The organism is Rhizobacter sp. P2_H3 (assembly GCF_056403355.1).
The window spans coordinates 42,900-65,148 of record NZ_JBFUFQ010000008.1; the positions used below are offsets into that span (position 1 = coordinate 42,900).

The window sequence follows — 22,249 nt, forward strand, 5'->3', positions numbered from 1 at the left end:
TTCGATACACTCCATTTGAGAATGATTCGCATTTGGAGTAGCATCTGTCCATTGCCACTGTCGAGGATAGCGTCGCATGGACCTGCTCGTCGAAGAACACCACATGCCCGGCGTCGAGGCGATGCTGGCGGGAACACTCGCGTTGATGACCGGCTACAGCCAGTACCTGCAGGCCGCCAGCGACCCGGCGCACCGGGCGGGGATGGGCGAGAAGATCGCGCACAACCTCGCGCTGCTGGCCGGGCACCCGCAGCTGTCGGGCGATTGCCGCTGCGTGCTGTGGCACCTGCACGAACGCTGGGCCGTGATGGCCGGCTGCACGCGCGACGCCGGCGCGGCCTGCCATGCGCCGCAGTCGCCGGTGGAAGTCTTCAGCCTGCCGGGGACGCGCACGCTGCAGTGATCAGCGCGAGTTTTCGAAGGCCGACAGCAGCGCGGCCGCGAGGATCAGCGCGCCGCCCGCCAGCACGGTCGGCGTCAGCGTGCCGGCGCCGAGCGCGACGGCCGACAGCGTCGCGAACACCACCTCGCACAGCATCACGACCGACGTGACGTTGGCCGGCAGCCGCGAGGCGCCGTACTGCAGCGCGAGGTTGCTGGCGAGGAACGCGAGGCTCAGCGCGCCGACGGCAAGCAGCCAGCCGGTGTGCGGCGCCGGCAACCAGGGCATCAGCGCCTGCGACGCGAGCGTGGTTGCCAGCGTGCCGGCCACCAGCACGCCGCCGGTGAACATCGCGAGCGCGCGCGCCTCTTCCGGCCGGTGCGCCTGGTGGCGCAGCATCACGTTGTTGAGCGCGAACGAGAAGCCGCCGAGCAGGGCGAGCCAGTCCGGCAGCGATTGCGGCAACGGCAACGCGACGCCTGCGCCGGCCGGTTTCAGCACGATGAAGGCGCCGGCCAGGGCCAGCGCGATGCGCAGCGCGGTGGTCGGCGTGAAGGCCTCCTTCAGCACCAGCCGCGACAGCAGCACCGTCCACAGCGGCATCAGGTAGAACAGCAGCACGACGCGCACCACGTCGCCGATCACCATCGCCCAGTTGAAGGCCGCATTGGTGGTGCCCGACGCCAGCATCAGCAGCCACAGGCTCGGCGTGCGCAGCAGCGTGCCGAGGGCGCGGCGGCGCGTCGCGACGATCAGCAGCACCGCGACCGCGTAGACCAGCACGGTGGCCCACAGCGGGTGCAGGCCGAGCGCCTGCAGCTCGCGGAACGGCCACCACGAGACGCCCCACACCAGCGCGTTGAAGCCGAGGGCGAGCGCGGGGAGAAAGCCGGGGGCGGTTCGTGCGTCGCGGCCGGCGGCTGCGGGCGTCAGGTTCAATGCTTGTCGCTGCGGGCGAGGGCGAGCAGGTGATCGACCTCGTCGCGGTAGACGACCAGGTTGCGCGCATGCCAGCGGCGGATCAGCCACATGGTGCCGGCGACGACCAGGCCGAACACCGTGATCGACGCGAAGGCCGACATGCCGAACTTCGTCATGCCAGTGTAGAACGCGCCGAGCCCGAGGATGCAGGCCTGCTCGTTGAAGTTCTGCACCGCGATCGAGCGGCCGGCGCCCATCAGGTTGTGCCCGCGGTGCTGCAGCAGCGCGTTCATCGGCACCACCAGGTAGCCGCCGATCGCGCCGAGGATCACCAGGAAGGGAGCGGCCATCCAGACGTTGTGGATGAAGTTCAGGCCGATCACCAGCACGCCCATCATGATGCCGAGCGGGATCACGTTGGTCGCCTGGTCGAGCCGCACCCGCACCGATGCCGCGATCGCACCGACCGCGGTGCCCAGCGCCACCACGCCGGCCAGCGTCGAGGCCTGCGTGGTCGTGTAGCCGAGCGCCGCGGCGGCCCAGGCGAACACGATCACGCGCAGGTTGCCCGAGACGCCCCAGAACAGCGTGGTCGTCGACAGCGAGATCTGGCCCAGCTTGTCGCTCCACAGGCGGGCATTGCAGCTGGAGAAATCGCGCACCAGCTCGACGACGCTGTGCGAGAGCGGCTGCAGCGGCGCCTCGGTGCGCGGGATGCGCAGGTTGAAGAGCGCGGCGACGACGTACAGGAAGACGATGATCGAGATCGCCGCTTCGGGGGGGGTGTTGATGCCGGTGTCGACCAGCGGCAGGTCGAAGGCGAGCAGGTGCGCCGCGATCGCATGGCCGACCAGCTGGCCGCCGAGCAGCAGGCCCAGGATGATCGACAGGATGGTCAGCCCCTCGATCCAGCCGTTGGCCTTGACCAGCTGCGAGTTCGGCAGCAGCTCGGTCAGGATGCCGTACTTGGCCGGCGAGTAGGCGGCGGCGCCCAGGCCGACGATCGCGTAGGAGATCAGCGGATGGCTGCCGAACAGCATCATCAGGCAGCCGATCACCTTGATCGCGTTCGACGCGAACATCACCCGCCCCTTCGGCACGGCGTCGGCGAACGCGCCGAGGAAGGGCGCGAGGATCACATAGAACAGCGCGAAGATCGGACTCAGCGCCGGCACCTGCCAGGTGGGCGCGTGAGAGGTCTTCAACAGTTCGATGGCGCTCACCAGCAACGCGTTGTCAGCCAGCGAGCTGAAGAACTGCGCCGACATGATGGTGTAGAAACCTTTTTTCATTCGCTGAGAGCGTGCTGCCTGTCGCATGCCGGGTGGGCCCGGTCATCAATCGATGCAGCGCTCGACGCGGCCGCTGCTGGTTCCCCGCGGCGGCGGTTATAGCACGGGGCATGGTGCCCCCGTCGCGCCGACCGGCTCAGTACCCCAGCGACATCGTGACGGCCCCGGCGACGAAGCAGCTGGTCGCGATCGCCGTCGCCGCCAGCGGAATCCGGAACCAGTAGCGCAGCGCGAGCACGACGTAGGCGGCGCTCGCGATGCCGGCCAGCCACACGAAGGTGGGCGAGCGGCGCAGCACGTCCATGTGCATCGCGGCGAGCATCAGGTAGACCAGCGAGAACAGGATGGCGCCCAGGCTGTGGCTCGCGTTGAAGCCGATCCAGGCCTTCCACATCGTCGTGTCGCGGGTCAGGCGCGGCGAACTCGACCGCATCGCGCGCGCGACGTTGGCATCGCGCGGATCGAAGTTCGTGCCGGAGAACGTGAAGGCCAGGTGCAGCAGACCGAGCAGGCCGTAGATCGCTGCGCCGGCAAGGATCAGGATTTGGGACATGCGGGATTGTGTGGGTCGAATGCGCAAGCCTCGTTACGAGGCGCAACCCCGAGCGTTAGACTCCGATCCAGCCATCAGGAGCCGACCATGTCCGATCCCGTGTCCCACATCCTCAGCCTCGGTCGGGCATTGCCGCCGGAAGACCGTGAACGGCTCGTCGAGCAACTGATGGAATCGCTCAACGAGCCAGCCGCCGCTGAGCTCGACACGGCGTGGGAAAACGAGATCCAACGCAGGTTGGCCGAGTTCGAGCGGGGTGAAGTCCTGCCGATTGACGCAGAAGATGTGTTCGCCAAGGCTCACCGAATAGCGCGGTGATCAAGGTCTCCTTCCTTCCCGCCGCAGAGATCGAGCTGCTCAAGGAAGTCACCTACTACTCCAAGGGCGCCACGGGAGCTGGCCTGCGCTTCCAGGCCGCTGTCGAAGCGGCAGTTTCCCGCGTCAGGACGCATCCGTTGGGCGGTGCACCGAGCTTCAAGGAGACCCGCAGCGTCCTGGTCAAAGGGTTTCCGTTCAGCATCGTCTACCGGGCTTGGCAAGACAGGCTGCTTGTCGTGGCCATCGCCCCTCATAGGAAGCGCCCGCACTACTGGGCTTCGCGTGTCGACTGAGCGCAACCCGCTCACCCCGCCTTGCGCCGATTCATCTCCGCGCTCTCATAGAACGCCTTCTTCGACGCATACATCGCGTGGTCCGCCTCGTTGACCGCGGCTTCGATGCGCCCGCCGGCCTCGCAGGTGGCGATGCCGAGCGCGAAGCTCAGCGTCGTCGTGCCGTGGAACTGGTTGTTCAGCTCCGCCAGCGAGGCCAGCCGTTCCAGCAGCAGCTGCGCGGCGCGTGCATCCATCCCCGGCAGCAGCAGCGCGAATTCGTCGCCGCCGATGCGCGCGGCGCACATCGGCTTGTCGATCGCCTTCGTCAGCACCTCGCCGGCGCGCCGCAGCAGCGCGTCGCCGGCCGCGTGGCCCTGCGTGTCGTTGATCGTCTTCAGCCCGTTCAGGTCGGCCACCACCACCGTCACCGGCCACGGCCCCTTGCGCTCCAGCCGGTTGATCTCGTCGACGAAGAAGGCCCGGTTGCGCAGCTTGGTCAACGGGTCGTGCTTGCCGAGGAACTCGAGGTACGCCTCGGCCTGCTTGCGTGCCGTGATGTCGGTCAGCGAGATCAGCACCAGGTCCCAGTCGGCCTCGTGGCCGGGCAGCACCGAGAACTGCAGGTACACATGCAGCTTGTCGCCGGCCAGGTTGTAGTTGACGACCTCGCGCTGGTGCGTGGTCTTGCCGTTCCACAGGTCGTGCAGCTGGTCGGCGAAATGCGAGGCCATGTCGTCGCGGAACACGTCGTCCAGCCGCCGCAGCAGCGTGCCGCGGTCGGGCGCGCCGAACATGCGCAGCGTCTGCTGGTTCACGTCGATCACGCGGATCTCCTGCAGGCAGCGGCTGACGAACTCCGGGTGCACGTCGGTGAACACCCGGAAGTCGCTGATGCCCTGCGCGCGGGCCTCGTCGAGCAGCCGCTTCACGCTGCTGAAATCCTCCACCCACAGCGACACCGGCGAATGCTCGAACAGCCCGCGCGCATACAGCTCGCTCAGCCGCAGCGCCTCGGCCGCGGCGCTGCGCTCGGTCACGTCCTCGATCGCGAGCAGCACGCGATCCCAGCCGGCCTCGTGGCCCGGCAGCACGGTGGCGTTCAGCACGATGTCGAGGCGCCGGCCGTCCAGCGCGTAGTGGACCGTCTGGCTCGTGAAGCGGGTGCGGCCGTCCCACAGCGCGGCCAGCTCCTCGACGAGCTGCTCGAACATGTTGTCGCGAAACACGCGCGCCAGGTTCTCGACCAGGTGTGCCAGGTCGCGCGCGCCGTACAGCTCCAGCGTGCGCCGGTTCACCTGCAGCACGCGCAGGCAGGCCGAGCATTCGGCGACGCGGCGTGGGTCGGCCCGCAGGTGCGCGCGCAGGTCGGTCACGCCGGCAGCGCGCCAGCGCGAGAACAACGCATGCAGCGCGCTGTAGTCCTCCAGCCACAGCGACACCGGCGCGAGCTCGAACAGGCTGGCCAGCTCGGCGGGGGGCAGGGCCTCAGTAACGTTCATGGCTTGACGTTCATGGCAGCGGCGACCTCAGTGCGCATTCATCCAGGCTTCGATGGCATCCGGCTCCACCGGTGCCGCGTGGCTGATCAGCTCGCATCCGCCCGGCGTCACGACCGCATCATCCTCGATGCGGATGCCGATGTTCCAGTAGGCCTCGGGCACGTCGGGCGCCGGCTGCACGTACAGGCCGGGCTCCAGCGTGACGACCATGCCGCATTCGAGCCGGCGCGACGGCGCGCGCACGACCCGCCCGCCGCGGAAATCCGGCTGGTCGACGGCCGGCTCCTGCAGCGACAGGTACTCGCCGACATCGTGCACGTCGCGCCCCAGCCAGTGGCCGGTGTCGTGCATGTAGAAGCGCCGGTAGGCGCCGCTCGCCATCACCGCATCGACATCGCCGTGCCGGTCGTGCGACAGCAGCCCGTGGTCGAGCAGGCCCTGCGACAGCACGCGCACCGCGGCTTCGTGGGCGTCGCGCTGGCGGCAGCCGGGCCGCGTCGCGGCCACCGCCACCTGCTGCGCCGCCAGCACCACGTCGTACAGCGCGCGCTGCGGCGCGGTGAAGCGGCCATCGGCGGGAAAGGTGCGGCTGATGTCGCTCGCATACCCGTCGAGCTCGCAGCCCGCGTCCACCAGGCACAGCTGGCCGGCGCGCAGCTCGGCGGGGCCGGCCGCGTGGTGCAGCACGCAGGCATTGCCGCCGGCCGCGACGATGGTGCCGTAGGCCGGCCCGCTCGCGCCATGGCGGCGGAACTCATGCAGCAGCTCGGCCTCGATCTCGTACTCGCGTACGGCGGCCGCCGGGTCGGCGCGAAAGCGCTGCCCGCACCAGCGCATCGCGCGCGCATGGGCGCCGGCCGAGATCGCCGCGGCACGGCGCATCGTGTCGATCTCGTCGCTGTCCTTGATCAGCCGCATCTCGTCGACCAGCGGGCCCAGGTCGCGGTGCACCGGGCCCTCGGCGCCGAGGCCGGCGCGGGTGCGTGCGCGCGCCAGCCAGCCGGGCAGGCGCTGGTCGATCGCGCTCGGCACGGTGAACAGCGTCCAGACATTGCGCACACGGCCCATCAGCTCGGGCAGCAGCTCGTCGAGCCGCTCGATCGGCCAGGCCTGGTCGACGCCGAGCGCCTGCGGTGCGGCTTCGGGGCCGAGCATCGGCCCTTCCCACACCGAGCGCTCGGCACTGGCGCCGTGGCAGAACAGCTCGCTGCGGCCGTCGGCATGCAGCACCAGGCAGCTGTGCGGCTCGTCGAAGCCGCTCAGGTAGTGGAAGTGGCTGCCGTGGCGGAACGGGTGCTCGTTGTCGCCGTTGCGCAGCTGCATGGCCGCGGTCGGCACGATCGCGATGCCGCCGCCGGCCGCCGCGAGGCGACGGGCCAGTTCGGCGCGGCGCTGGCGGAAGGAGTGGGTGCGCATCGGGAGGAGGGCGCTGCGCCGCTGCGTCAGAACTCGCTGTCCGCGCGCGCTTTCGGCGGGTCGCCGGCGGCCGCCGCCGCCTCGGCGCGCTGCTTGCGCAGGCGGCGCAGCTCGCGCAGCATTTCCTTGTCGCCGGCCGTCGGGATGCGGCCGCCGTCGGGGTCGGGGGGCGGGCGGGAGGCAGCAGGCGGGGCCGTTGCGGCCAGCGGGCCCGGCCGGGTCGTCGCGCCGCCCTTCTGCTTGTCCTGCAGCGCCTGCAGGCGCCAGCGCACCTGGTTGGCGGCGTTTTCCACCGCGTCGAGCTGCGTCTCGGCATCGGTCTTGGGCAGCGCCACCGCCCGCTTGTCGGTCATGCGCATCAGCAGGCGGCAGACCCGGTTGTTGCGGTTCAGGTGGCGCAGCGTCGGCAGCGTGCCGTCTTCCTCGACGACGCTCACGTCGCGGATGTTCTCGATCGCCACCTGGTGCACCTTGCCGGTGAAACCGCGCTGGAACCAGACGTAGTTCGCGCTGACGCTGACGCGCTCCCAGCGCGCCATGTCGAACACGACCGCGCCGAGCACGCCGAAGATGCCCAGCGTGATCAGCCAGCCGAACGACAGCGCCGCGCCGAGCCAGATCACGAGGCCCGCGACGATCGGCACCGCCACCACCTCGAGCATCGCGCGGTCGGAGGTGCCGTAGACGTTGCGCTCGTAGCCGGCGAGTTCGAGTTCGCCGCTGGCCAGCGGCTGGAATGAGGCGGCCAGCGCCTTCGCGCCGCGGCCGATGAAGATGTGGCCGGCGACCGCGAACGCGACGAGGAAGGGCAGCATCAGCCAGGTGCTGAACGACGCGAAGCCGCCGGCGCTGCGGGTGGCCGCCTGGGCCGCGGACGGGCTGCCGAGCGCGCACAGCGCCAGCGGCAGCAGGAGGGAGCAGGGTCTGATCATCTTGGTCACGGTCGCGACGGTAACGCGAAGCGCACCGCCCGCAAAGAGGGCCCACGAGAGTACCCGCACTCGGCCGTGGGGGCTCGTGGACGGCGTGCGAATCGACCGCGGGGCTGTGGCTAAGATGCCGCACTTCTTAACGAGGTGTAGCGATGAAATACCGTCGATTGGGCCGCAGCGGCCTGCAGGTCAGCGAGCTGTCGCTGGGCTCCTGGGTCACCTACCACAACCAGGTGGACACCGGTTCGGCCAAGGAAATGCTCGCCGCGGCCTTCGACGCCGGCGTCAATTTCTTCGACAACGCCGAGGCGTACGCCGCCGGCCAGAGCGAGGTGGTGATGGGCGAGGCGTTCCGGCAGCTGAAGTGGCCGCGCCTGAACTTCGTCGTGTCGACCAAGTTCTTCTGGGGGCTGGACCGCGAGGGCAACACCGTCAACCGGCGCGACACGCTGAACCGCAAGTACCTGACGCAGGCGATCGACGGCTCGCTCAAGCGCATGCAGCTGGAGCACATCGACCTGGTGTACTGCCACCGCCCCGACCCGCACACGCCGATCGAGGAGACGGTGTGGGCGATGAGCGACATGATCACCCGCGGCAAGGCCCTGTACTGGGGCACCAGCGAGTGGAGCGCCGCCGAGATCCGCGCGGCCTATGACATCGCCGAGCGCCACCACCTGCACAAGCCGGTGATGGAGCAGCCGCAGTACCACCTGTTCCACCGCCAACGCGTCGAGCAGGAGTACGCGCGGTTGTATGACGACATCGGCCTGGGCCTGACGACCTGGAGCCCGCTGGCCAGCGGCCTGCTGACCGGCAAGTACCGCAGCGGCGTGCCGCAGGGCAGCCGCGGCGCGCTGGAGGGGATGGGCTTCCTGCTGAAGGGGCTGACCGATGCGGACAAGAACGCCGCCGTCGCGAAGCTGGAGCCGATCGCCCGCGACCTGGGCGGCAACCTCGCGCAGCTGGCGGTGGCCTGGGTCAACCGCAACCCGCGGGTCAGCACGGTGATCCTCGGCGCGTCGAAGCTGTCGCAGCTGCAGGACAACCTGGGCGCGCTGGCGTTGACGCCGAAGCTGACGCCGGAGGTGCTGGCGAAGATCGACGAGATCACGCTGTCGTTGGCCGGTTGACGTCTTCGGGTCAAGGGCTTTCGGGCTCCTGGCCGACGCCATCCACCCAGGCCTGATCGGCGGCCACCCGCTGCCGGGCCTGGTTCCGCTCGTCATCGTCCAGGAAATTCGTGCTGCCGAAGCGCGACCTGACCATCGGAAGAGATACGACGCCGGCTTCGATACCCGCGCGGATCCAGCGCCGATCGCGCGGTTCGCCACGTGCGTACTTGGACAGGGCGGCATCGTTCGGATCGAGAAACCAGGCGCGCAGCCCACCGCGCTCCACCTTGATCAGGCGCTGCTCCCAACCGGACGGCAGGCTCGCCAGCTGCGGACTGACGGCATCCAGGTAGTAGCCGGACTGCTGGTGATACGCGGAGTTCTCGCCCAGCGCATCGAGCAAGTCGAAGATCCGTTGCGGGTCGTCCCTGGTGTAGCAATCGAGGTCGTTGGACATCGTCATGCCGGCCGGGACCTCGAAATGCCCTTCGAGCCCGAGGATCGACAGGCTGCCGATCACGACGAAGTCGGGGTGACCCGACAGCCGCCGGGCCTCGTCGAGCAGTGCGAACAACGCGTTGAGGTTCATGCGTGCAAGCCCACCCAGGGCGAGTTCTGGCGCAGCGCCGTGCCCCAACCTTCGGCATCCGAGATCATCGTCAGGGCCATCTGCCGCACGGGTTGGTGAAGGATCGCGGACCAGCGGTCGATGTAGTCCCCGCTGCACAGGCGCTCCTGCCGCCAGCGTTCGACCACCTTCAGGGCCTGCGCGATCATCGCAGCACGTTCCTTGGGCGTCGCCGTCACCAGGTCGAGCGCAATGCGCTGGTGGCGAATCAGGCGATCTTTCTCGACCAATGTTTGTTGAAGTCTGGCCTGCTTTCGGGCCGTGAGGTCCTGGTCACCGGCTGGCGAGAAGAAGCGTGGCGCCGCGATGATGGCCTCGACCCGGCCATGTCGTTCAATGGCCACCGGCGCTTCTCCCGCGGCCTTCATCAGATCGCCGAAGTTCTGCTTGGCCTGTGTCGAGGAGAACTGCTGCATGACGCTCCACCAATTTTGATTGTCCATTTTTTATCAAAATGGACAATTTAGCCATCGGGGTTTTTCAAGCAGCAGCCTTGACGTTGATAACTACACGTTCGTATAGTTATGCCATGCCACGCCCCTCACAGAACGTCGACCAGCGCCTGCTCGATGCCGGCCTCGAACTGCTGCCGCTGACCGGTTGCGCCGGGCTGTCGGTGCGCCGGCTCACCGAGCATGCGGGCGTCAACCTGGGCATGTTTCACTACCACTTCAAGAGCAAGGACAACTTCATCCGCGCGGTGCTGCAACGCACCTACGAGGCGATGTTCTCCGCGCTGACGCTCGAGGTCGATGCCACCGCCACGCCGCTGCACAACCTGCGCGGCGCGCTGCGCGTGCTGGCGCATTTCGGCCGGGCGCACCGGCACCTGCTGGTGCGCATCCTGGCCGACGCGATGGCCGGCGAGGCGGCTGCGCGCGAGTTCCTGCAGGCCAACCTGCCGCGCCACATCGGCATCGTCGGCGCGCTGATCGCCCAGGCCCAGCAACGCGGCGAGTTCCGCGCCGCACCGCCGCCGCAGGTGCTGGCCTTCATCGCGGCGGGTGTCGCGTCGCCGATCCTGATCGGCGCCGCGATGCAGGGTGCCGGCGGCCCGCCCGAGGCCGGCGCGCTGATCGACGAACACCTGCTGTCCGATGCCGCGATCGAGACGCGCATCGATGCCGCGCTGCGCGCCTGGCAGCCCTCGCCTGGAGACGCCCCATGAAGCGAACCGCCCTGCCGATCCTGCTCGCTGCGCTGTTGTCGGCCTGCAGCCAGCCCGCGCCCGAGGGCTACGCCGGCTATGCGGAAGGCGACTATGTGCGGCTGTCCGCACCGGTCGCCGGCACGCTGGCGCGGCTGCACCTGCAGCGCGGCGACCGTGCCGCGGCGTCGGCGCCCGCCTTCGTGCTGGAACAGGAGAGCGAGCGTGCCGCGCGCGAGGAGGCCGAGTCCCGCCTGCGTGCCGCGCAGCAGCAGCTCGCCAACCTGCGCACCGGCAAGCGCCCGGACGAGCTCGCCGCGGTGCGCGCCCAGCTCGCGCAGGCGCAGGCGGCACTCGCGTTGTCGAATGCCGAGCTCGCGCGCACCACGAAGCTGGTGGCCGAGCAGTTCAATTCGCCGGCCGCGCTGGACCAGGCGCGCAGCAAGGTGGCGAGCGACCAGGCGCACGTCAACGAACTGGCGGCGCAGCTGCGCGTCGCGAACCTCGGCGCGCGCAGCGCCGAGATCGCCGCCGCCGAGCAGGAGGCGAAGGCCGCGCAGGCGCAGCTCGCGCAGGCCGAATGGCGCGTCGCGCAGAAGACGCAGCGCGTGCCGGCGGCGGCCGACGTGGTCGACGTGCTGTACCGCGAAGGCGAGTACGTGCCGCTCGGCGGCCCGGTGCTGACGCTGCTGCCGCCCGGCAACATCAAGGCGCGCTTCTTCGTGCCCGAGGCGGCGCTTGGCGGCCTGGCGCTCGGCCAGCCGGTCAGCCTGGCCTGCGACGGTTGCGGCGCGCCGATTCCCGCCCGGCTGAGCTTCATCGCCCGCGAGGCGGAGTTCACGTCGCCGCTGATCTACAGCCGCGAGAACCGCTCGGCCCTGGTGTTCATGGTCGAGGCCCGGCCCGAGCCCGCCGAGGCGCGCCGCCTGCATCCGGGCCAGCCGCTGCAGGTGCGGCTCGGCGCGAAATCATGAACACGGCCCTGATCGACGTGCACGGCCTGACCAAGCGCTACGGCGGCCGCACCGTGGTCGACCACGTCGACCTGCGGGTCGAGAAGGGCCGCATCCACGGCTTCCTCGGCCCGAACGGCAGCGGCAAGACGACGACGATCCGCATGCTGTGCGGCCTGCTGACGCCCGACGACGGCGGCGGCACCTGCATGGGCCATGACATCCGCACGCAGGCGCGGCAGATCAAGCGGCAGGTCGGCTACATGACGCAGCGCTTCGGGCTCTATGAAGACCTGAGCATCGAGGAGAACCTCGACTTCATCGCGCGTGTCTATGCCGTGCCCGACCGGCGCGCGAAAGTCACCGCGACGCTCGGCCAGCTCGGGCTGCAGACGCGCCGCACGCAGCTCGCCGGCTCGCTGTCGGGCGGCTGGAAGCAGCGCCTCGCGCTCGCCGCGTGCCTGATCCACGAACCGCAATTGCTGCTGCTCGACGAACCCACTGCCGGCGTCGACCCGGCAGCGCGGCGCGATTTCTGGGACCAGATCCACGACCTGGCCGCCGCCGGCCTGACGGTGCTGGTGTCGACCCACTACATGGACGAGGCCGAGCGCTGTCACGAGCTCGCGTACATCGCCTACGGCAAGCTGCTGACGCAGGGCACGGTGCAGCAGGTGATCGCGAGCGCACGGCTCGTGACCTGGGCGGTGGCCGGCCCGGACCTGGTGGCGGTCGGGCACCGGCTGCGCGAGGCGCCCGGCATCCGCACGGTGGCGCCGTTCGGCACCACGCTGCACGTCAGTGGCGACAGCGAGCAGGCGATCCGCGATGCGCTCGGCACGCTCGACCGCTCTGACCTGAAAGCCAGCGCGATCGAGCCCAGCCTCGAGGACGTCTTCATCGCGCTGATGCAGGACGCGAAGGACAACTTCGCGGCTGAAAAGCCATGAGCTGGAATCGCTTCATCGCCATCCTGGTGAAGGAACTGCGCCAGGTGCGCCGCGACCGGCTGACCTTCGGGATGATGGTGATCGTGCCGATCATGCAGCTGGTGCTGTTCGGCTTCGCGATCAACAACGACCCGAAGCAGCTGCCGGCGGCCCTCGTCGTGCAGGACCACAGCGAGTTCACGCGCAGCCTGGTCGCGGGGCTCGAGAACTCGCAGTACTTCCGCATCACCGAGCGTCCGGCCGGGGTGGCCGAGGCCGATGCACTGCTGGCCGCCGGCCGCGTGCAGTTTGCGCTCGTGGTGCCGCCGGACTTCTCGCGTCGGCTGCAGCGCGGCGAACGCCCGGCGCTGCTGCTGGCGGCCGACGCCACCGACCCGGCGGCCACCGGCAACGCGGTCGCGGCGGTCAACAGCATTGCGCAACGGGCGATCGGCCGCGAGCTGGAGGGTGCGCTCGCCGCGCTGAGGCCCACCGAGCCGCCCTGGGAGATCCGCATCCAGCGCCGCTACAACCCCGAGGGCCTGACCAGCTACAACGTGATCCCCGGGCTGATCGGCGTGATCCTGACGATGACGATGGTGATGATGACCTCGCTCGCGATGACGCGCGAACGCGAGCGCGGCACGATGGAGAACCTGCTCGCGACGCCGGCCCGCCCGGTCGAGGTGATGCTCGGCAAGATCGTCCCCTACATCCTGATCGGCTATGTGCAGGTGGTCGTGATCCTCGGCGCCGCGCGGCTGCTGTTCAGCGTGCCGATGGAAGGCAGCGTGCTGTTGCTGTCGTCGGTGCTGGTGCTGTTCATCGCGGCGAACCTGGCGGTCGGCTTCACGTTCTCGACGATCGCGCGCAACCAGCTGCAGGCGATGCAGCTGACGTTCTTCTTCTTCCTGCCGTCGATGCTGCTGACCGGCTTCATGTTCCCGTTCCGCGGCATGCCGGGCTGGGCGCAGGCGATCGGCGAGGCGCTGCCGCTGACGCATTTCCTGCGCATCGTGCGCGGCATCCTGCTGAAGGGCAACGGGCTGGCCGAGGTGGCGCCGCACCTGTGGCCGATCGCGCTGTTCATGCTGGTGGCCGGCACGGTTGCACTGACTCGCTACCGCCAGACCGTCGACTGATACCCTCCACCCGACAACAACGACGAAAGGCGCTCGCATGCAACGGATCGTGATCGTGGGAGGCGGGGCCGGCGGCCTCGCGCTGGCCACGCAGCTCGGCAAGACGCTCGGCAAGCGCGGTGCAGCGGAGATCACGCTGGTCGATGCTGCCCGCACGCACGTCTGGAAGCCGTTGCTGCACCAGCTCGCGGCCGGCAGCTTCGACACCCATGCCGAGGAGATCGAGTTCCTCGCGCAGGCGCGCGGCCACCATTTCAAGTTCCGGCTCGGCCGGCTGTCGGGCATCGACCGCGCGGCGAAGACGGTGCAGCTGGACGCGAGCTACGACGAAGGCGGCCGCGAGATCACGCCGGCGCAGACGCTGCCCTACGACACGCTGGTGATCGCGGTCGGCAGCCAGACCAACGATTTCGGTACCGCGGGCGCGGCCGAGCACACGATCAAGCTCGACAGCCCGCAGGCCGCCAAGCGCTTCAACGACCGGCTGATCAACGCCTGCATCCGTGCGCAGAGCGTGCCGCGCGCGGCCGGCAGCGGCCGCCTCACGGTGGCGATCGTCGGCGGCGGCGCCACCGGCGTCGAGCTGGCGGCCGAATTGCATGCCGCGGCGCGCGTGCTCGCGAACTACGGCTTCGACCACATCCACCCCGAGAAGGACCTGCAGATCGTGCTGGTCGAGGCGGCGCCGCGGCTGCTCTCGCAACTGCCCGAGCGCCTGAGCGAGGCGGCGGTGCGCGAGCTGCGCAAGCTGGCGATCGAGGTGCACACGAACGAGCGCGTCGTCGAGGTGACCGGCAGCAGCCTGAAGATGGCCAGCGGCAAGGTGATCGGCTCCGACCTCACGGTGTGGGCGGCCGGCGTCAAGGCGGCGGATTTCCTGCGCACGCTGGGCGGTGGCGAGGGCCGCGATCCGCTGGAAACCAACAAGCTGAACCAGCTGATGGTCAACGGCAACCTGCAGACCACGCGCGACCCGGCGATCTTCGCGTTCGGCGATTGCGCGGCCTGCCAGCAACCCGACGGCGCCTGGGTGCCGCCACGCGCGCAGGCGGCCTACCAGGAGGCGATGTACCTGGTGAAGGCGATCCCGAAGCTGCTGGCGGGCGAGACGGTGAAGCCGTTCGTCTTCAGCGACAAGGGCTCGCTGGTGTCGCTGTCGGAGTACTCGTCAGTCGGCAGCCTGATGGGCAGCCTGACGCGCGGCAGCCTGTTCATCGAAGGGCGGCTCGCGCAGTTCATGTACTGGGCGTTGCACAAGCAGCACCAGATGGCGCTGGGCGGCTTCTGGCGGATGGTGCTGGTGACGCTGTCAGAGTTCCTCGACCGGACCTACCGGCCGAAGATCAAGCTGCATTGAGCGCGGCGAGCTGCGCCGGCGTGCCGACGTTCTCCCATGCGCCGCGCCACACCTCGGCGCTGATGCGCCGCTCGCGCATGCCGGCGAACAGCAGCGGCCCGAGCGCCGCCTTGGTGCCCGGCGCGATGCCGGCGCACAGCGACGCGCGGCACAGCGCGAGGTTGGCGTAGGTCCAGCGCAGGCCGTCCGGCCCCGCGGAGTCGGCCAGCCCGAAGCCTTCGGCGTCGAGCCCGAAATCGCCCTTTGCATGGAACGCCGGGTTCGGCACCAGCCACAGGTGCGCCAGCAGCGACCCGGCGGCGAAGCGCTCGCCTTGGGCGGCGTCAAAGCGGAAGCCCGGCGCGTGGATGTCGCCCGAGACGACCCAGAAGCACTCGTCCGGGCCGTCGACCAGCAGCGGCAGCGCCTTCGCGATGCCGCCGGCCGTCTCCAGCGCACCACCGTGGTCGCGGCCTTCCATCGAGTAGCGGATGTGCAGGCCCCAGCGGCTGCCGTCGCCGAGCGCGGCCGGGATCTGCGCCTCCAGCCACGCGGTGTTGATCACCACGTCGCGCACGCCGTCGCGCGCCAGCGCCTCCAGGTGCCATTCGATCAGCGGCTTGCCGTGCACCTTCAGCAGGGGCTTCGGCGTCGCATCGGTCAGCGGCCGCATGCGCTCGCCACGGCCGGCGGCCAGGATGATGGCTCCGCGTTTCATTCGGTACCCCGCAGCAGCGATTGGCGTTCCACCCGGGCCGGCTCGAACACGCCGAGCAGCGTGTCGAGCAGCGCATGCGCCTTGGCCGAGTTGTCCGCGCCGAGGTTGCACACGTAGACGTCCAGTGTCACCGCCGCCAGCTCGGGCCAGGTGTGCACCGCGAGGTGCGATTCGGCCAGCAGCACGACGCCGGTCACGCCGCCCGGCGCCGGGAAGCGGTGGAACAGCTCGCCCACCGGCTGCAGCGCCGCCGCCGCGACGGCCGCGAGGCAGCGCCGGCGCAGCGCGTCGGGGTCGGTCATCGCGGGGTTGCCGGGGGCGCAGCCGCGCAGGTCGGCGGTGAGGTGCAGGCCTTGCATCGGCGGGATTATCGGCGGCGCCTAAAATGCGCCGCTTCCGCCCCTCGCGCCCTCACGCGACCTTCCCGAATCCAACCCAGGAGCCGCCCGGCATGACTGCCCCCGCCCACGACACCACCTTGATGGCGAACGCCATCCGCGCCTTGGCGATGGACGCCGTCCAGCAGGCCAATTCCGGCCACCCGGGCGCCCCGATGGGCATGGCCGACATGGCGGTCGCACTGTGGGGCCGTCACCTGCGCCACAACCCGGCCAACCCGCACTGGGCCAACCGCGACCGCTTCGTGCTGAGCAACGGCCACGCGTCGATGATCCTGTACGCGCTGCTGCACCTGACCGGCTACGACCTGCCGATGAGCGAGCTGCGCAATTTCCGCCAGCTGCACAGCAAGACCCCGGGCCACCCCGAAATGGGCTACACGCCGGGCGTCGAGACCACCACCGGCCCGCTCGGCCAGGGCGTCACGAACGCGGTCGGCATGGCGCTGGCCGAGAAGCTGCTCGCGAAGGAATTCAACCGCGACGGCCACGCCATCGTCGACCACCACACCTACGTGTTCCTCGGCGACGGCTGCCTGATGGAAGGCATCAGCCACGAGGCCGCCGCGCTGGCCGGCGCCTGGCGCCTGAACAAGCTGATCGCGCTGTACGACGACAACGGCATCTCGATCGACGGCAAGGTCGCGCCGTGGTTCATCGACGACACGCCGAAGCGCTTCGAGGCCTACGGCTGGAACGTGATCGCCGCGGTCGACGGCCAGGACGTGAGCGCGGTCGATGCCGCGATCGCCGCCGCCAAGCGGGCCGACAAGCCGACGCTGATCTGCTGCAAGACCACCATCGGCAAGGGCTCGCCGAACCGCGGCGGCACGTCGAAGGCGCACGGCGAGGCGTTGGGGGCCGAAGAGATCAAGCTGACCCGCGAAGCCCTCGGCTGGAGCTACGAGCCGTTCGTGATTCCGGAGCAGGCCTACGAGCAGTGGGACAGCCGCCCGGCCGGCCTCGCCGACGAGACGGCGTGGGTCGATGCCTTCGAGGCCTATTCGAAGGCGTACCCGGAACTGGCGGTCGAGTTCATCCGCCGCATGGACCATGAGCTGCCGAAGAACTTCGCGCAGACGCTGCTCGACGCCGCGGTCGCCGCGAACGCGAAGGCCGAGAACGTGGCCAGCCGCAAGGCCAGCCAGATCGCGCTGGAGTCGTTCACGAAGGCGCTGCCCGAGCTGCTCGGCGGCAGCGCCGACCTGACCGGCTCGAACCTGACCAACACCGGCAGCACGCCGCCGCTGCGTTTCGAGGCCGACGGTTCGCCGAACGGCGGGCGCCACATCAACTACGGCGTGCGTGAGTTCGGCATGGCCGCGATCATGAACGGCATCGCGCTGCACGGCGGCTTCATCCCGTACGGCGGCACCTTCCTGACCTTCAGCGACTACAGCCGCAATGCGATCCGCATGGCCGCGCTGATGAAGATCCGCGTGATCCACGTGTTCACGCACGACAGCATCGGCCTCGGCGAAGACGGCCCGACCCACCAGTCGGTCGAGCATGCCGCGGCGCTGCGCCTGATCCCGGGGCTGGACGTCTGGCGCCCGGCCGACACGGCCGAGACGGCCGTGGCCTGGGGTGTCGCGATCGAGAACCAGCGCCGCCCGAGCGCGCTGCTGCTGTCGCGCCAGAACCTGCCGTATGCGCCGAAGGCCGAGTTCGGGGCCGGCCAGCCGCAGGCCGCGGTCGACACCATCGCCAAGGGCGGCTACGTGCTGGCCGAGCCGGGCGAGGTGGGCCTGAAGAAGAAGGCGCAGGCGGTGATCATCGCCACCGGCTCCGAGGTGCAGCTCGCGCTGCATGCGCAGCAGCTGCTCGCGAAGCCGGAGAACGGCGCGATCGCGGTGCGCGTGGTCAGCATGCCCAGCACCTCGGTGTTCGACCGCCAGAGCGCCGCCTACAAGACCAGCGTGCTGCCGCAGGGCCTGCCGCGCATCGCGGTCGAGATGGGCGTGAGCGACGGCTGGTGGAAGTACGGCTGCGCCGCGGTGGTCGGCATCGACACCTACGGCGAATCGGCACCGGCGCCGGTGCTGTTCAAGCACTTCCACTTCACGCCGGAGAACGTGGCCGACACCGTGCGTGTCGTGCTGGGCCGCTGATGAAGCGGGCGCTGGCCGGGCTGCTGCTCGGCCTGCTCGTTCCCTGCGCCGTTCATGCGGCCGAGGCGCTGCCCGAGGGCTTCGTGCTGCAGGCGGACCGGGATTCGCTTGCCTGTCTGACGCCGGCGCCGGCCGACCGCAAGCCCATCGAGTACCCCGAGGACGCGAAACGGTTCAAGCAGTCCGCGCAGGTGCGCGTCAGCCTGGAGTTCCACCACCCGGGCAAGCCACCCCGCGTCAACATCCTCACCCACGCCGGCGATTCCAGATTCGATGCGGCGGTGGAAGACTATGTGTCCGCCTATCGGTTGCCCTGCCTGCGCCCGGAAGCGGGCACGGTCACCGCGACGCAGGATTTCGAGTTCACGCCGGACGACGGGCGGCCGATCAAATGGCGCCCGTTGCTGAAGACGAACCCCGACATCCAATCGGAGAACTGCAAGGTGCAGTTTCCGGAGATTCCGGGATACCCGAGTGGGGCGGGCAGGAGCGGCAGTACCTACGCGGCCTTGCTGGTCGAGATGAAGTTTCGCGGGCCGACGCAGCCGCCCGTCGTGACGTATCCCTACAAGGATGCGACCCGTCCTTTTGTGGAGACCGTCACCCGGTGGGCATCCGGGGTGCGGATCCCTTGTCTGAAGGAGGACGAGGTCGTCACTGCCGCGCGAATGTTCCACTTTCGCATCGAAGACTCGGGCGGCATCGTCCTCAAGGACCTGAGCCTGCAGCAGCTCGTGCCGGTCATCGACAAGCTCGATGAGCACCACGTCTACTTCGACTTCAATGCGATGGGCTGCCCGTTCGAGGTGCGCATGCACCTGTATCAGCCGTTCCTGACCAACCCGGTCGGAGAGATCGGATCGAGCGACCCTCGGCGTGCCGAGTTCCTCGACTGGCTGACCAGGATCTCGCTCAAGCTTCCCTACAAGGCGCTGGGGCAGGTGTTGGGCTCGCCGATGACCGTGTCGGTGCCTTGTACCCAGCTTGATCTCCGCTGAATCCCCCGAGCGGCGACAATGTCCCGACGTTTTTTCGCAAGCATCAACTGGAGAGACAGACCATGACCATCAAGATCGGCATCAACGGCTTCGGCCGCATCGGGCGCATGGTGTTCCGTGCCGCCATCCAGAACTTCAAGGACATCGAGGTCGTCGCGATCAACGACCTGCTGGAGCCTGACTACCTGGCCTACATGCTGCAGTACGACTCGGTGGCCGGCCGCTTCGACGGCACGGTGGCGGTCGACGGCAACACGCTGATCGTCAACGGCAAGAAGATCCGCCTGAGCGCCGTGAAGGATCCGGCCGAGCTGAAGTGGGGCGAGGTCGGCGCCGACATCATCGTCGAAGGCACCGGCATCTTCCTGACCAAGGACACCGCGTCCAAGCACATCGCCGCCGGCGGCAGGAAGGTCGTGATGACCGGCCCGTCGAAGGACGACACGCCGATGTTCGTGTTCGGCGTCAACGACAAGAGCTACAAGGGCGAGGACATCATCTCCAACGCCTCATGCACCACCAACTGCCTGGCGCCGCTCGCAAAGGTGCTGAACGACAAGTGGGGCATCAAGCGCGGCCTGATGACCACCGTGCACGCCACCACCGCGACGCAGAAGACCGTCGACGGCCCGAGCAACAAGGACTGGCGCGGCGGCCGCGGCATCCTCGAGAACATCATCCCGTCGTCGACCGGCGCGGCCAAGGCCGTCGGCGTCGTGATCCCCGAGCTGAACAAGAAGATCACCGGCATGTCGTTCCGCGTGCCGACCTCGGTCGTCTCGGTGGTCGACCTGACCGTCGAGCTGAACAAGGAAGCGACCTACAAGGAGATCTGCGCCGAGTTCAAGGCGCAGTCCGAAGGCGCGCTGAAGGGCATCCTCGGCTACACCGAGGACAAGGTCGTCGCGACCGACTTCCGCGGCGACCCGCGCACCTCGATCTTCGACGCCGACGCCGGCATCGCGCTCGACAGCACCTTCGTGAAGCTGGTGTCGTGGTACGACAACGAATGGGGCTACTCGAACAAGGTGCTCGAGATGGTCCGCGTGGTCGCGAAGTAAGCGCTGCTTGCGCTGCCGGAAGGCCTCCTGCGGGAGGTCTTTTTCATGTGTCGTTCCGCTGCCGACCATCGAATCTGCACGCTCATTTGAAGCCAGTTGTCTCCATGCGTGTCAACCGATGTCCGGTTCACCCCTGGACACAAGGCTGCTGCCTACACTGGCCGCTCCGGGCTGCGCGCCCCTCCCAGGTTGTCCCATGAAGCGACTCATCGTCTCCTGCATCGCCTCGTTGCTGGCCGCGTCACTCGCACCGGCGGCATCGGCGGCCGAGCCGGCGCCTGCCGTGCACAAGATTCCCGCCGAGATGCAGGCGCGGGTCATCGTCAAGTTCAAGGCGGACTCGAGCGCGATGCGGGCGCTGTCGGTGGCGAGCGGGGGGAGCAGCAACGCGCAGGCGGCACCGCAGCAGGCACAGGCGCTGTCGCAGCGGGTCKGCCTCGCGCTCAGCGACGGCCCGGCGGTGTCGGCCCGCAGCCAGCTCGTGAAGGCGAGCGGCCTCAGCTCGGCGGACCTCGCGGCCCGCCTGTCGGCCTTGTCCGATGTCGAATACGCCGTGCCGGACGGCCGCCGCCGCGCGTTCGCGGCACCGAACGATCCGCTGTATGCCGGTGGCGCGAGCGTGTCGCCGGTCGCCGGCCAGTGGTACCTGCGTGCGTCGAGCAGCAGCGTGGTCTCGGCGATCAATGCCGAGACGGCCTGGGCGCTCACGACCGGCAGCAGCAGCGTCGTCGTCGCGGTGCTGGACACCGGCATCCGCGGCGACCACCCGGAGCTCGCCAGCAAGCTGCTGCCGGGCTACGACTTCATCAGCGACGCCGCCACCGCGAACGATGGCGGCGGCCGCGACAGCGACCCGAGCGACCCCGGCGACTGGATCACCTCGGACGAGAACGCGAGCGGCGACTTTGCCGGTTGCGGCGCCGAGGACAGCAGCTGGCACGGCACGCAGACGGCCGGCCTCGTCGGTGCGTCGACCAACAACGGCGTCGGCATGGCCAGCATCGGGCGCGACGTGAAGGTGCTGCCGGTGCGGGTGCTCGGCAAGTGCGGCGGTGCCGACAGCGACATCATCGCGGCGATGCGCTGGGCCGCCGGCTTCACGGTGCCCGGCGTCACGACCAACGCCAATCCGGCCAAGGTGCTGAGCCTGAGCCTCGGCGGTTCGGGCTCCTGCTCGCAGGCCTACAAGGACGCGATCACCGAGCTGACCACCGCCGGCGTCGTCGTCGTCGCGGCCGCCGGCAACGACGGGCTGGCGGTCAACGTGCCGGCCAACTGCCCGGGCGTCGTCGGCGTGGCCGGCGTGCGCCACACCGGCACCAAGGTCGGCTACTCCAGCCTCGGGCCGGAGGTCACGATCGCCGCGCCGGCCGGCAACTGCGTCAACACCGCCGGCGCCTGCCTGTACCCGATCCTGACGACCACCAACACCGGCACCACCAGCCCGGGCACCAGCACCTACTCCGACGGCAGCAACACCTCGCTCGGCACCAGCTTCTCGACACCGCTGGTGGCCGGCACGCTGGGCCTGATGTTCTCGGCCGATCCGACCCTGACGCCGGCGCAGGCGATCAGCGCACTGAAGAGCAGCGCGCGCGCGTTCCCGTCCACCGGTGCCGGAAGCGGTGTCGCGGCCTGCCATGCGCCGACCGCGACCGCGCAGGATGCCGAGTGCTACTGCACGACGGCCACCTGCGGTGCCGGCCTGCTGGACGCCGGCGCGGCGGTGGCCGCCGTGGCCCAGGCGGTGGCGCGCATCGATGCCGGCTCCGGCAGCGTCACCGCGGGTTCGACGATCACGTTGAGCGGCAGCGGCTCGTCGGCGCCGGCCGGCCACACCATCACCGGCTACCAGTGGACGCTGACCGCCGGCAGCAGCATCGCGAGCTTCACCAGTGCCACCAATGCCGCGACCGTGACGGTCGCGACGACGGCGGCCGGCAGCTTCACCGTGAGCCTGACCGTCACCGACGACGCCGCGCACCAGGCGACCAGCACCGCCTCGGTCACCGTGTCGGCCGCGTCGACGCCGACCACTCCCACCACGCCGACGACGCCGAGCGCCTCCGCCCCGAGCGGCGACAGCGGCGGCGGTGCCCTCGGCTGGCCGTGGCTGGCCGGGCTG

Annotated in this window: 23 protein-coding genes; 13 read left to right on the plus strand and 10 right to left on the minus strand. The window is 69.5% G+C overall.

Features of this window, described 5'->3' with window-relative positions:
- Nucleotides 1–76 precede the first annotated feature (76 nt).
- Nucleotides 77–403 (plus strand): hypothetical protein, encoded by a 327-nt coding sequence (locus AC1D1T_RS02965; protein WP_052211330.1) that lies wholly within the window; start codon nucleotides 77–79, stop codon nucleotides 401–403.
- Here the strand turns inward: AC1D1T_RS02965 and AC1D1T_RS02970 are convergent, their stop codons facing one another.
- The 3 genes from AC1D1T_RS02970 to AC1D1T_RS02980 all read right to left on the minus strand — a co-directional run bounded on the left by AC1D1T_RS02970 (nucleotide 404) and on the right by AC1D1T_RS02980 (nucleotide 3,148).
- Nucleotides 404–1,321: a DMT family transporter gene (locus AC1D1T_RS02970; RefSeq protein WP_477825154.1), complete on the minus strand. Its 918-nt coding sequence runs from the start codon at nucleotides 1,319–1,321 to the stop codon at nucleotides 404–406.
- Nucleotides 1,318–2,595 (minus strand): lysophospholipid transporter LplT, encoded by a 1,278-nt coding sequence (lplT, locus tag AC1D1T_RS02975; protein ID WP_047501485.1) that lies wholly within the window; start codon nucleotides 2,593–2,595, stop codon nucleotides 1,318–1,320. The genes AC1D1T_RS02970 and lplT overlap by 4 nt, the downstream gene beginning before the upstream one ends.
- 136 nt (nucleotides 2,596–2,731) lie before the next feature.
- Nucleotides 2,732–3,148: an LIC_13387 family protein gene (locus tag AC1D1T_RS02980; protein WP_047501487.1), complete on the minus strand. Its 417-nt coding sequence runs from the start codon at nucleotides 3,146–3,148 to the stop codon at nucleotides 2,732–2,734.
- An 87-nt stretch (nucleotides 3,149–3,235) separates the two neighbouring features.
- Between AC1D1T_RS02980 and AC1D1T_RS02985 the strand changes: the two genes are divergently transcribed.
- Together AC1D1T_RS02985 and AC1D1T_RS02990 are read left to right on the plus strand one after the other, a co-directional pair.
- Entirely contained in the window at nucleotides 3,236–3,466 is a 231-nt protein-coding gene (locus AC1D1T_RS02985; RefSeq protein WP_047501489.1) for an addiction module protein, read from the plus strand.
- Complete coding sequence (locus AC1D1T_RS02990) at nucleotides 3,463–3,759, plus strand: type II toxin-antitoxin system RelE/ParE family toxin (RefSeq protein ID WP_047501491.1); 297 nt, start codon at nucleotides 3,463–3,465, stop codon at nucleotides 3,757–3,759. Before AC1D1T_RS02985 ends, AC1D1T_RS02990 begins: the two co-directional genes overlap by 4 nt.
- An 11-nt stretch (nucleotides 3,760–3,770) precedes the next feature.
- Here AC1D1T_RS02990 and AC1D1T_RS02995 read toward each other — a convergent pair whose 3' ends face one another.
- The 3 genes from AC1D1T_RS02995 to AC1D1T_RS03005 are packed head-to-tail and all read right to left on the minus strand — an operon-like array spanning nucleotide 3,771 to nucleotide 7,588.
- A complete protein-coding gene (locus tag AC1D1T_RS02995) occupies nucleotides 3,771–5,240 on the minus strand; it encodes a sensor domain-containing diguanylate cyclase (RefSeq protein ID WP_477825155.1) in 1,470 nt (489 codons plus the stop codon).
- Between the two features lie 27 nt (nucleotides 5,241–5,267).
- Nucleotides 5,268–6,656 carry an aminopeptidase P N-terminal domain-containing protein gene (locus tag AC1D1T_RS03000; protein ID WP_477991354.1) on the minus strand — a complete coding sequence of 463 codons (1,389 nt, stop codon included), beginning with the start codon at nucleotides 6,654–6,656 and terminating at the stop codon, nucleotides 5,268–5,270.
- A gap of 26 nt (nucleotides 6,657–6,682) precedes the next feature.
- Entirely contained in the window at nucleotides 6,683–7,588 is a 906-nt protein-coding gene (locus tag AC1D1T_RS03005) for a hypothetical protein (RefSeq protein WP_477991356.1), read from the minus strand.
- A 152-nt stretch (nucleotides 7,589–7,740) separates the two neighbouring features.
- Between AC1D1T_RS03005 and AC1D1T_RS03010 the strand changes: the two genes are divergently transcribed.
- Complete coding sequence (locus tag AC1D1T_RS03010; RefSeq protein ID WP_477825178.1) at nucleotides 7,741–8,721, plus strand: potassium channel beta subunit family protein; 981 nt, start codon at nucleotides 7,741–7,743, stop codon at nucleotides 8,719–8,721.
- A 10-nt stretch (nucleotides 8,722–8,731) separates the two neighbouring features.
- Here AC1D1T_RS03010 and AC1D1T_RS03015 read toward each other — a convergent pair whose 3' ends face one another.
- Nucleotides 8,732–9,292 (minus strand): DUF6036 family nucleotidyltransferase, encoded by a 561-nt coding sequence (locus tag AC1D1T_RS03015; RefSeq protein ID WP_477825179.1) that lies wholly within the window; start codon nucleotides 9,290–9,292, stop codon nucleotides 8,732–8,734.
- On the minus strand, nucleotides 9,289–9,747 hold the full coding sequence (locus AC1D1T_RS03020; RefSeq protein WP_477825180.1) for a type II toxin-antitoxin system Phd/YefM family antitoxin: 459 nt from the start codon (nucleotides 9,745–9,747) through the stop codon (nucleotides 9,289–9,291). The genes AC1D1T_RS03015 and AC1D1T_RS03020 overlap by 4 nt, the downstream gene beginning before the upstream one ends.
- A 113-nt stretch (nucleotides 9,748–9,860) precedes the next feature.
- On the opposite strand from AC1D1T_RS03020, the gene AC1D1T_RS03025 reads away from it, so the two are divergent.
- From AC1D1T_RS03025 to AC1D1T_RS03045, 5 genes are read left to right on the plus strand one after another with little or no spacing between them, the layout of a single operon-like run.
- Nucleotides 9,861–10,499 carry a TetR/AcrR family transcriptional regulator gene (locus tag AC1D1T_RS03025; RefSeq protein ID WP_477825181.1) on the plus strand — a complete coding sequence of 213 codons (639 nt, stop codon included), beginning with the start codon at nucleotides 9,861–9,863 and terminating at the stop codon, nucleotides 10,497–10,499.
- The gene (locus AC1D1T_RS03030; protein WP_477825182.1) at nucleotides 10,496–11,452 is read left to right on the plus strand and encodes an HlyD family secretion protein; all 957 of its coding nucleotides are present in this window, start codon (nucleotides 10,496–10,498) and stop codon (nucleotides 11,450–11,452) included. The genes AC1D1T_RS03025 and AC1D1T_RS03030 overlap by 4 nt, the downstream gene beginning before the upstream one ends.
- On the plus strand, nucleotides 11,449–12,381 hold the full coding sequence (locus tag AC1D1T_RS03035) for an ABC transporter ATP-binding protein (protein ID WP_477842366.1): 933 nt from the start codon (nucleotides 11,449–11,451) through the stop codon (nucleotides 12,379–12,381). The genes AC1D1T_RS03030 and AC1D1T_RS03035 overlap by 4 nt, the downstream gene beginning before the upstream one ends.
- Nucleotides 12,378–13,502, plus strand: coding sequence for an ABC transporter permease (locus tag AC1D1T_RS03040; RefSeq protein WP_477825184.1), 1,125 nt, complete (start codon nucleotides 12,378–12,380; stop codon nucleotides 13,500–13,502). The genes AC1D1T_RS03035 and AC1D1T_RS03040 overlap by 4 nt, the downstream gene beginning before the upstream one ends.
- A gap of 37 nt (nucleotides 13,503–13,539) precedes the next feature.
- A complete protein-coding gene (locus AC1D1T_RS03045; protein ID WP_477825185.1) occupies nucleotides 13,540–14,859 on the plus strand; it encodes an NAD(P)/FAD-dependent oxidoreductase in 1,320 nt (439 codons plus the stop codon).
- Here AC1D1T_RS03045 and murU read toward each other — a convergent pair.
- Both murU and speD read right to left on the minus strand, forming a co-directional pair.
- Entirely contained in the window at nucleotides 14,846–15,556 is a 711-nt protein-coding gene (murU, locus tag AC1D1T_RS03050) for an N-acetylmuramate alpha-1-phosphate uridylyltransferase MurU (protein WP_465111415.1), read from the minus strand. The genes AC1D1T_RS03045 and murU overlap by 14 nt on opposite strands.
- Nucleotides 15,553–15,915: an adenosylmethionine decarboxylase gene (gene speD, locus AC1D1T_RS03055; RefSeq protein ID WP_477825187.1), complete on the minus strand. Its 363-nt coding sequence runs from the start codon at nucleotides 15,913–15,915 to the stop codon at nucleotides 15,553–15,555. Before speD ends, murU begins: the two co-directional genes overlap by 4 nt.
- Nucleotides 15,916–16,007: 92 nt before the next feature.
- Here speD and tkt point away from each other — a divergent pair, with 92 nt between their 5' ends.
- The 4 genes from tkt to AC1D1T_RS03075 form a co-directional block, all read left to right on the plus strand.
- On the plus strand, nucleotides 16,008–18,065 hold the full coding sequence (gene tkt / locus AC1D1T_RS03060; RefSeq protein WP_477825188.1) for a transketolase: 2,058 nt from the start codon (nucleotides 16,008–16,010) through the stop codon (nucleotides 18,063–18,065).
- Nucleotides 18,065–19,063 carry an energy transducer TonB gene (locus AC1D1T_RS03065; RefSeq protein ID WP_477825189.1) on the plus strand — a complete coding sequence of 333 codons (999 nt, stop codon included), beginning with the start codon at nucleotides 18,065–18,067 and terminating at the stop codon, nucleotides 19,061–19,063. The genes tkt and AC1D1T_RS03065 overlap by 1 nt, the downstream gene beginning before the upstream one ends.
- A gap of 62 nt (nucleotides 19,064–19,125) precedes the next feature.
- Nucleotides 19,126–20,124, plus strand: a complete 999-nt coding sequence (gene gap, locus AC1D1T_RS03070) for a type I glyceraldehyde-3-phosphate dehydrogenase (RefSeq protein WP_465111417.1) — start codon at nucleotides 19,126–19,128, stop codon at nucleotides 20,122–20,124.
- Between the two features lie 196 nt (nucleotides 20,125–20,320).
- A partial coding sequence (locus tag AC1D1T_RS03075) for a S8 family peptidase (RefSeq protein WP_477991358.1) occupies nucleotides 20,321–22,249 on the plus strand: 1,929 nt, incomplete at its 3' end.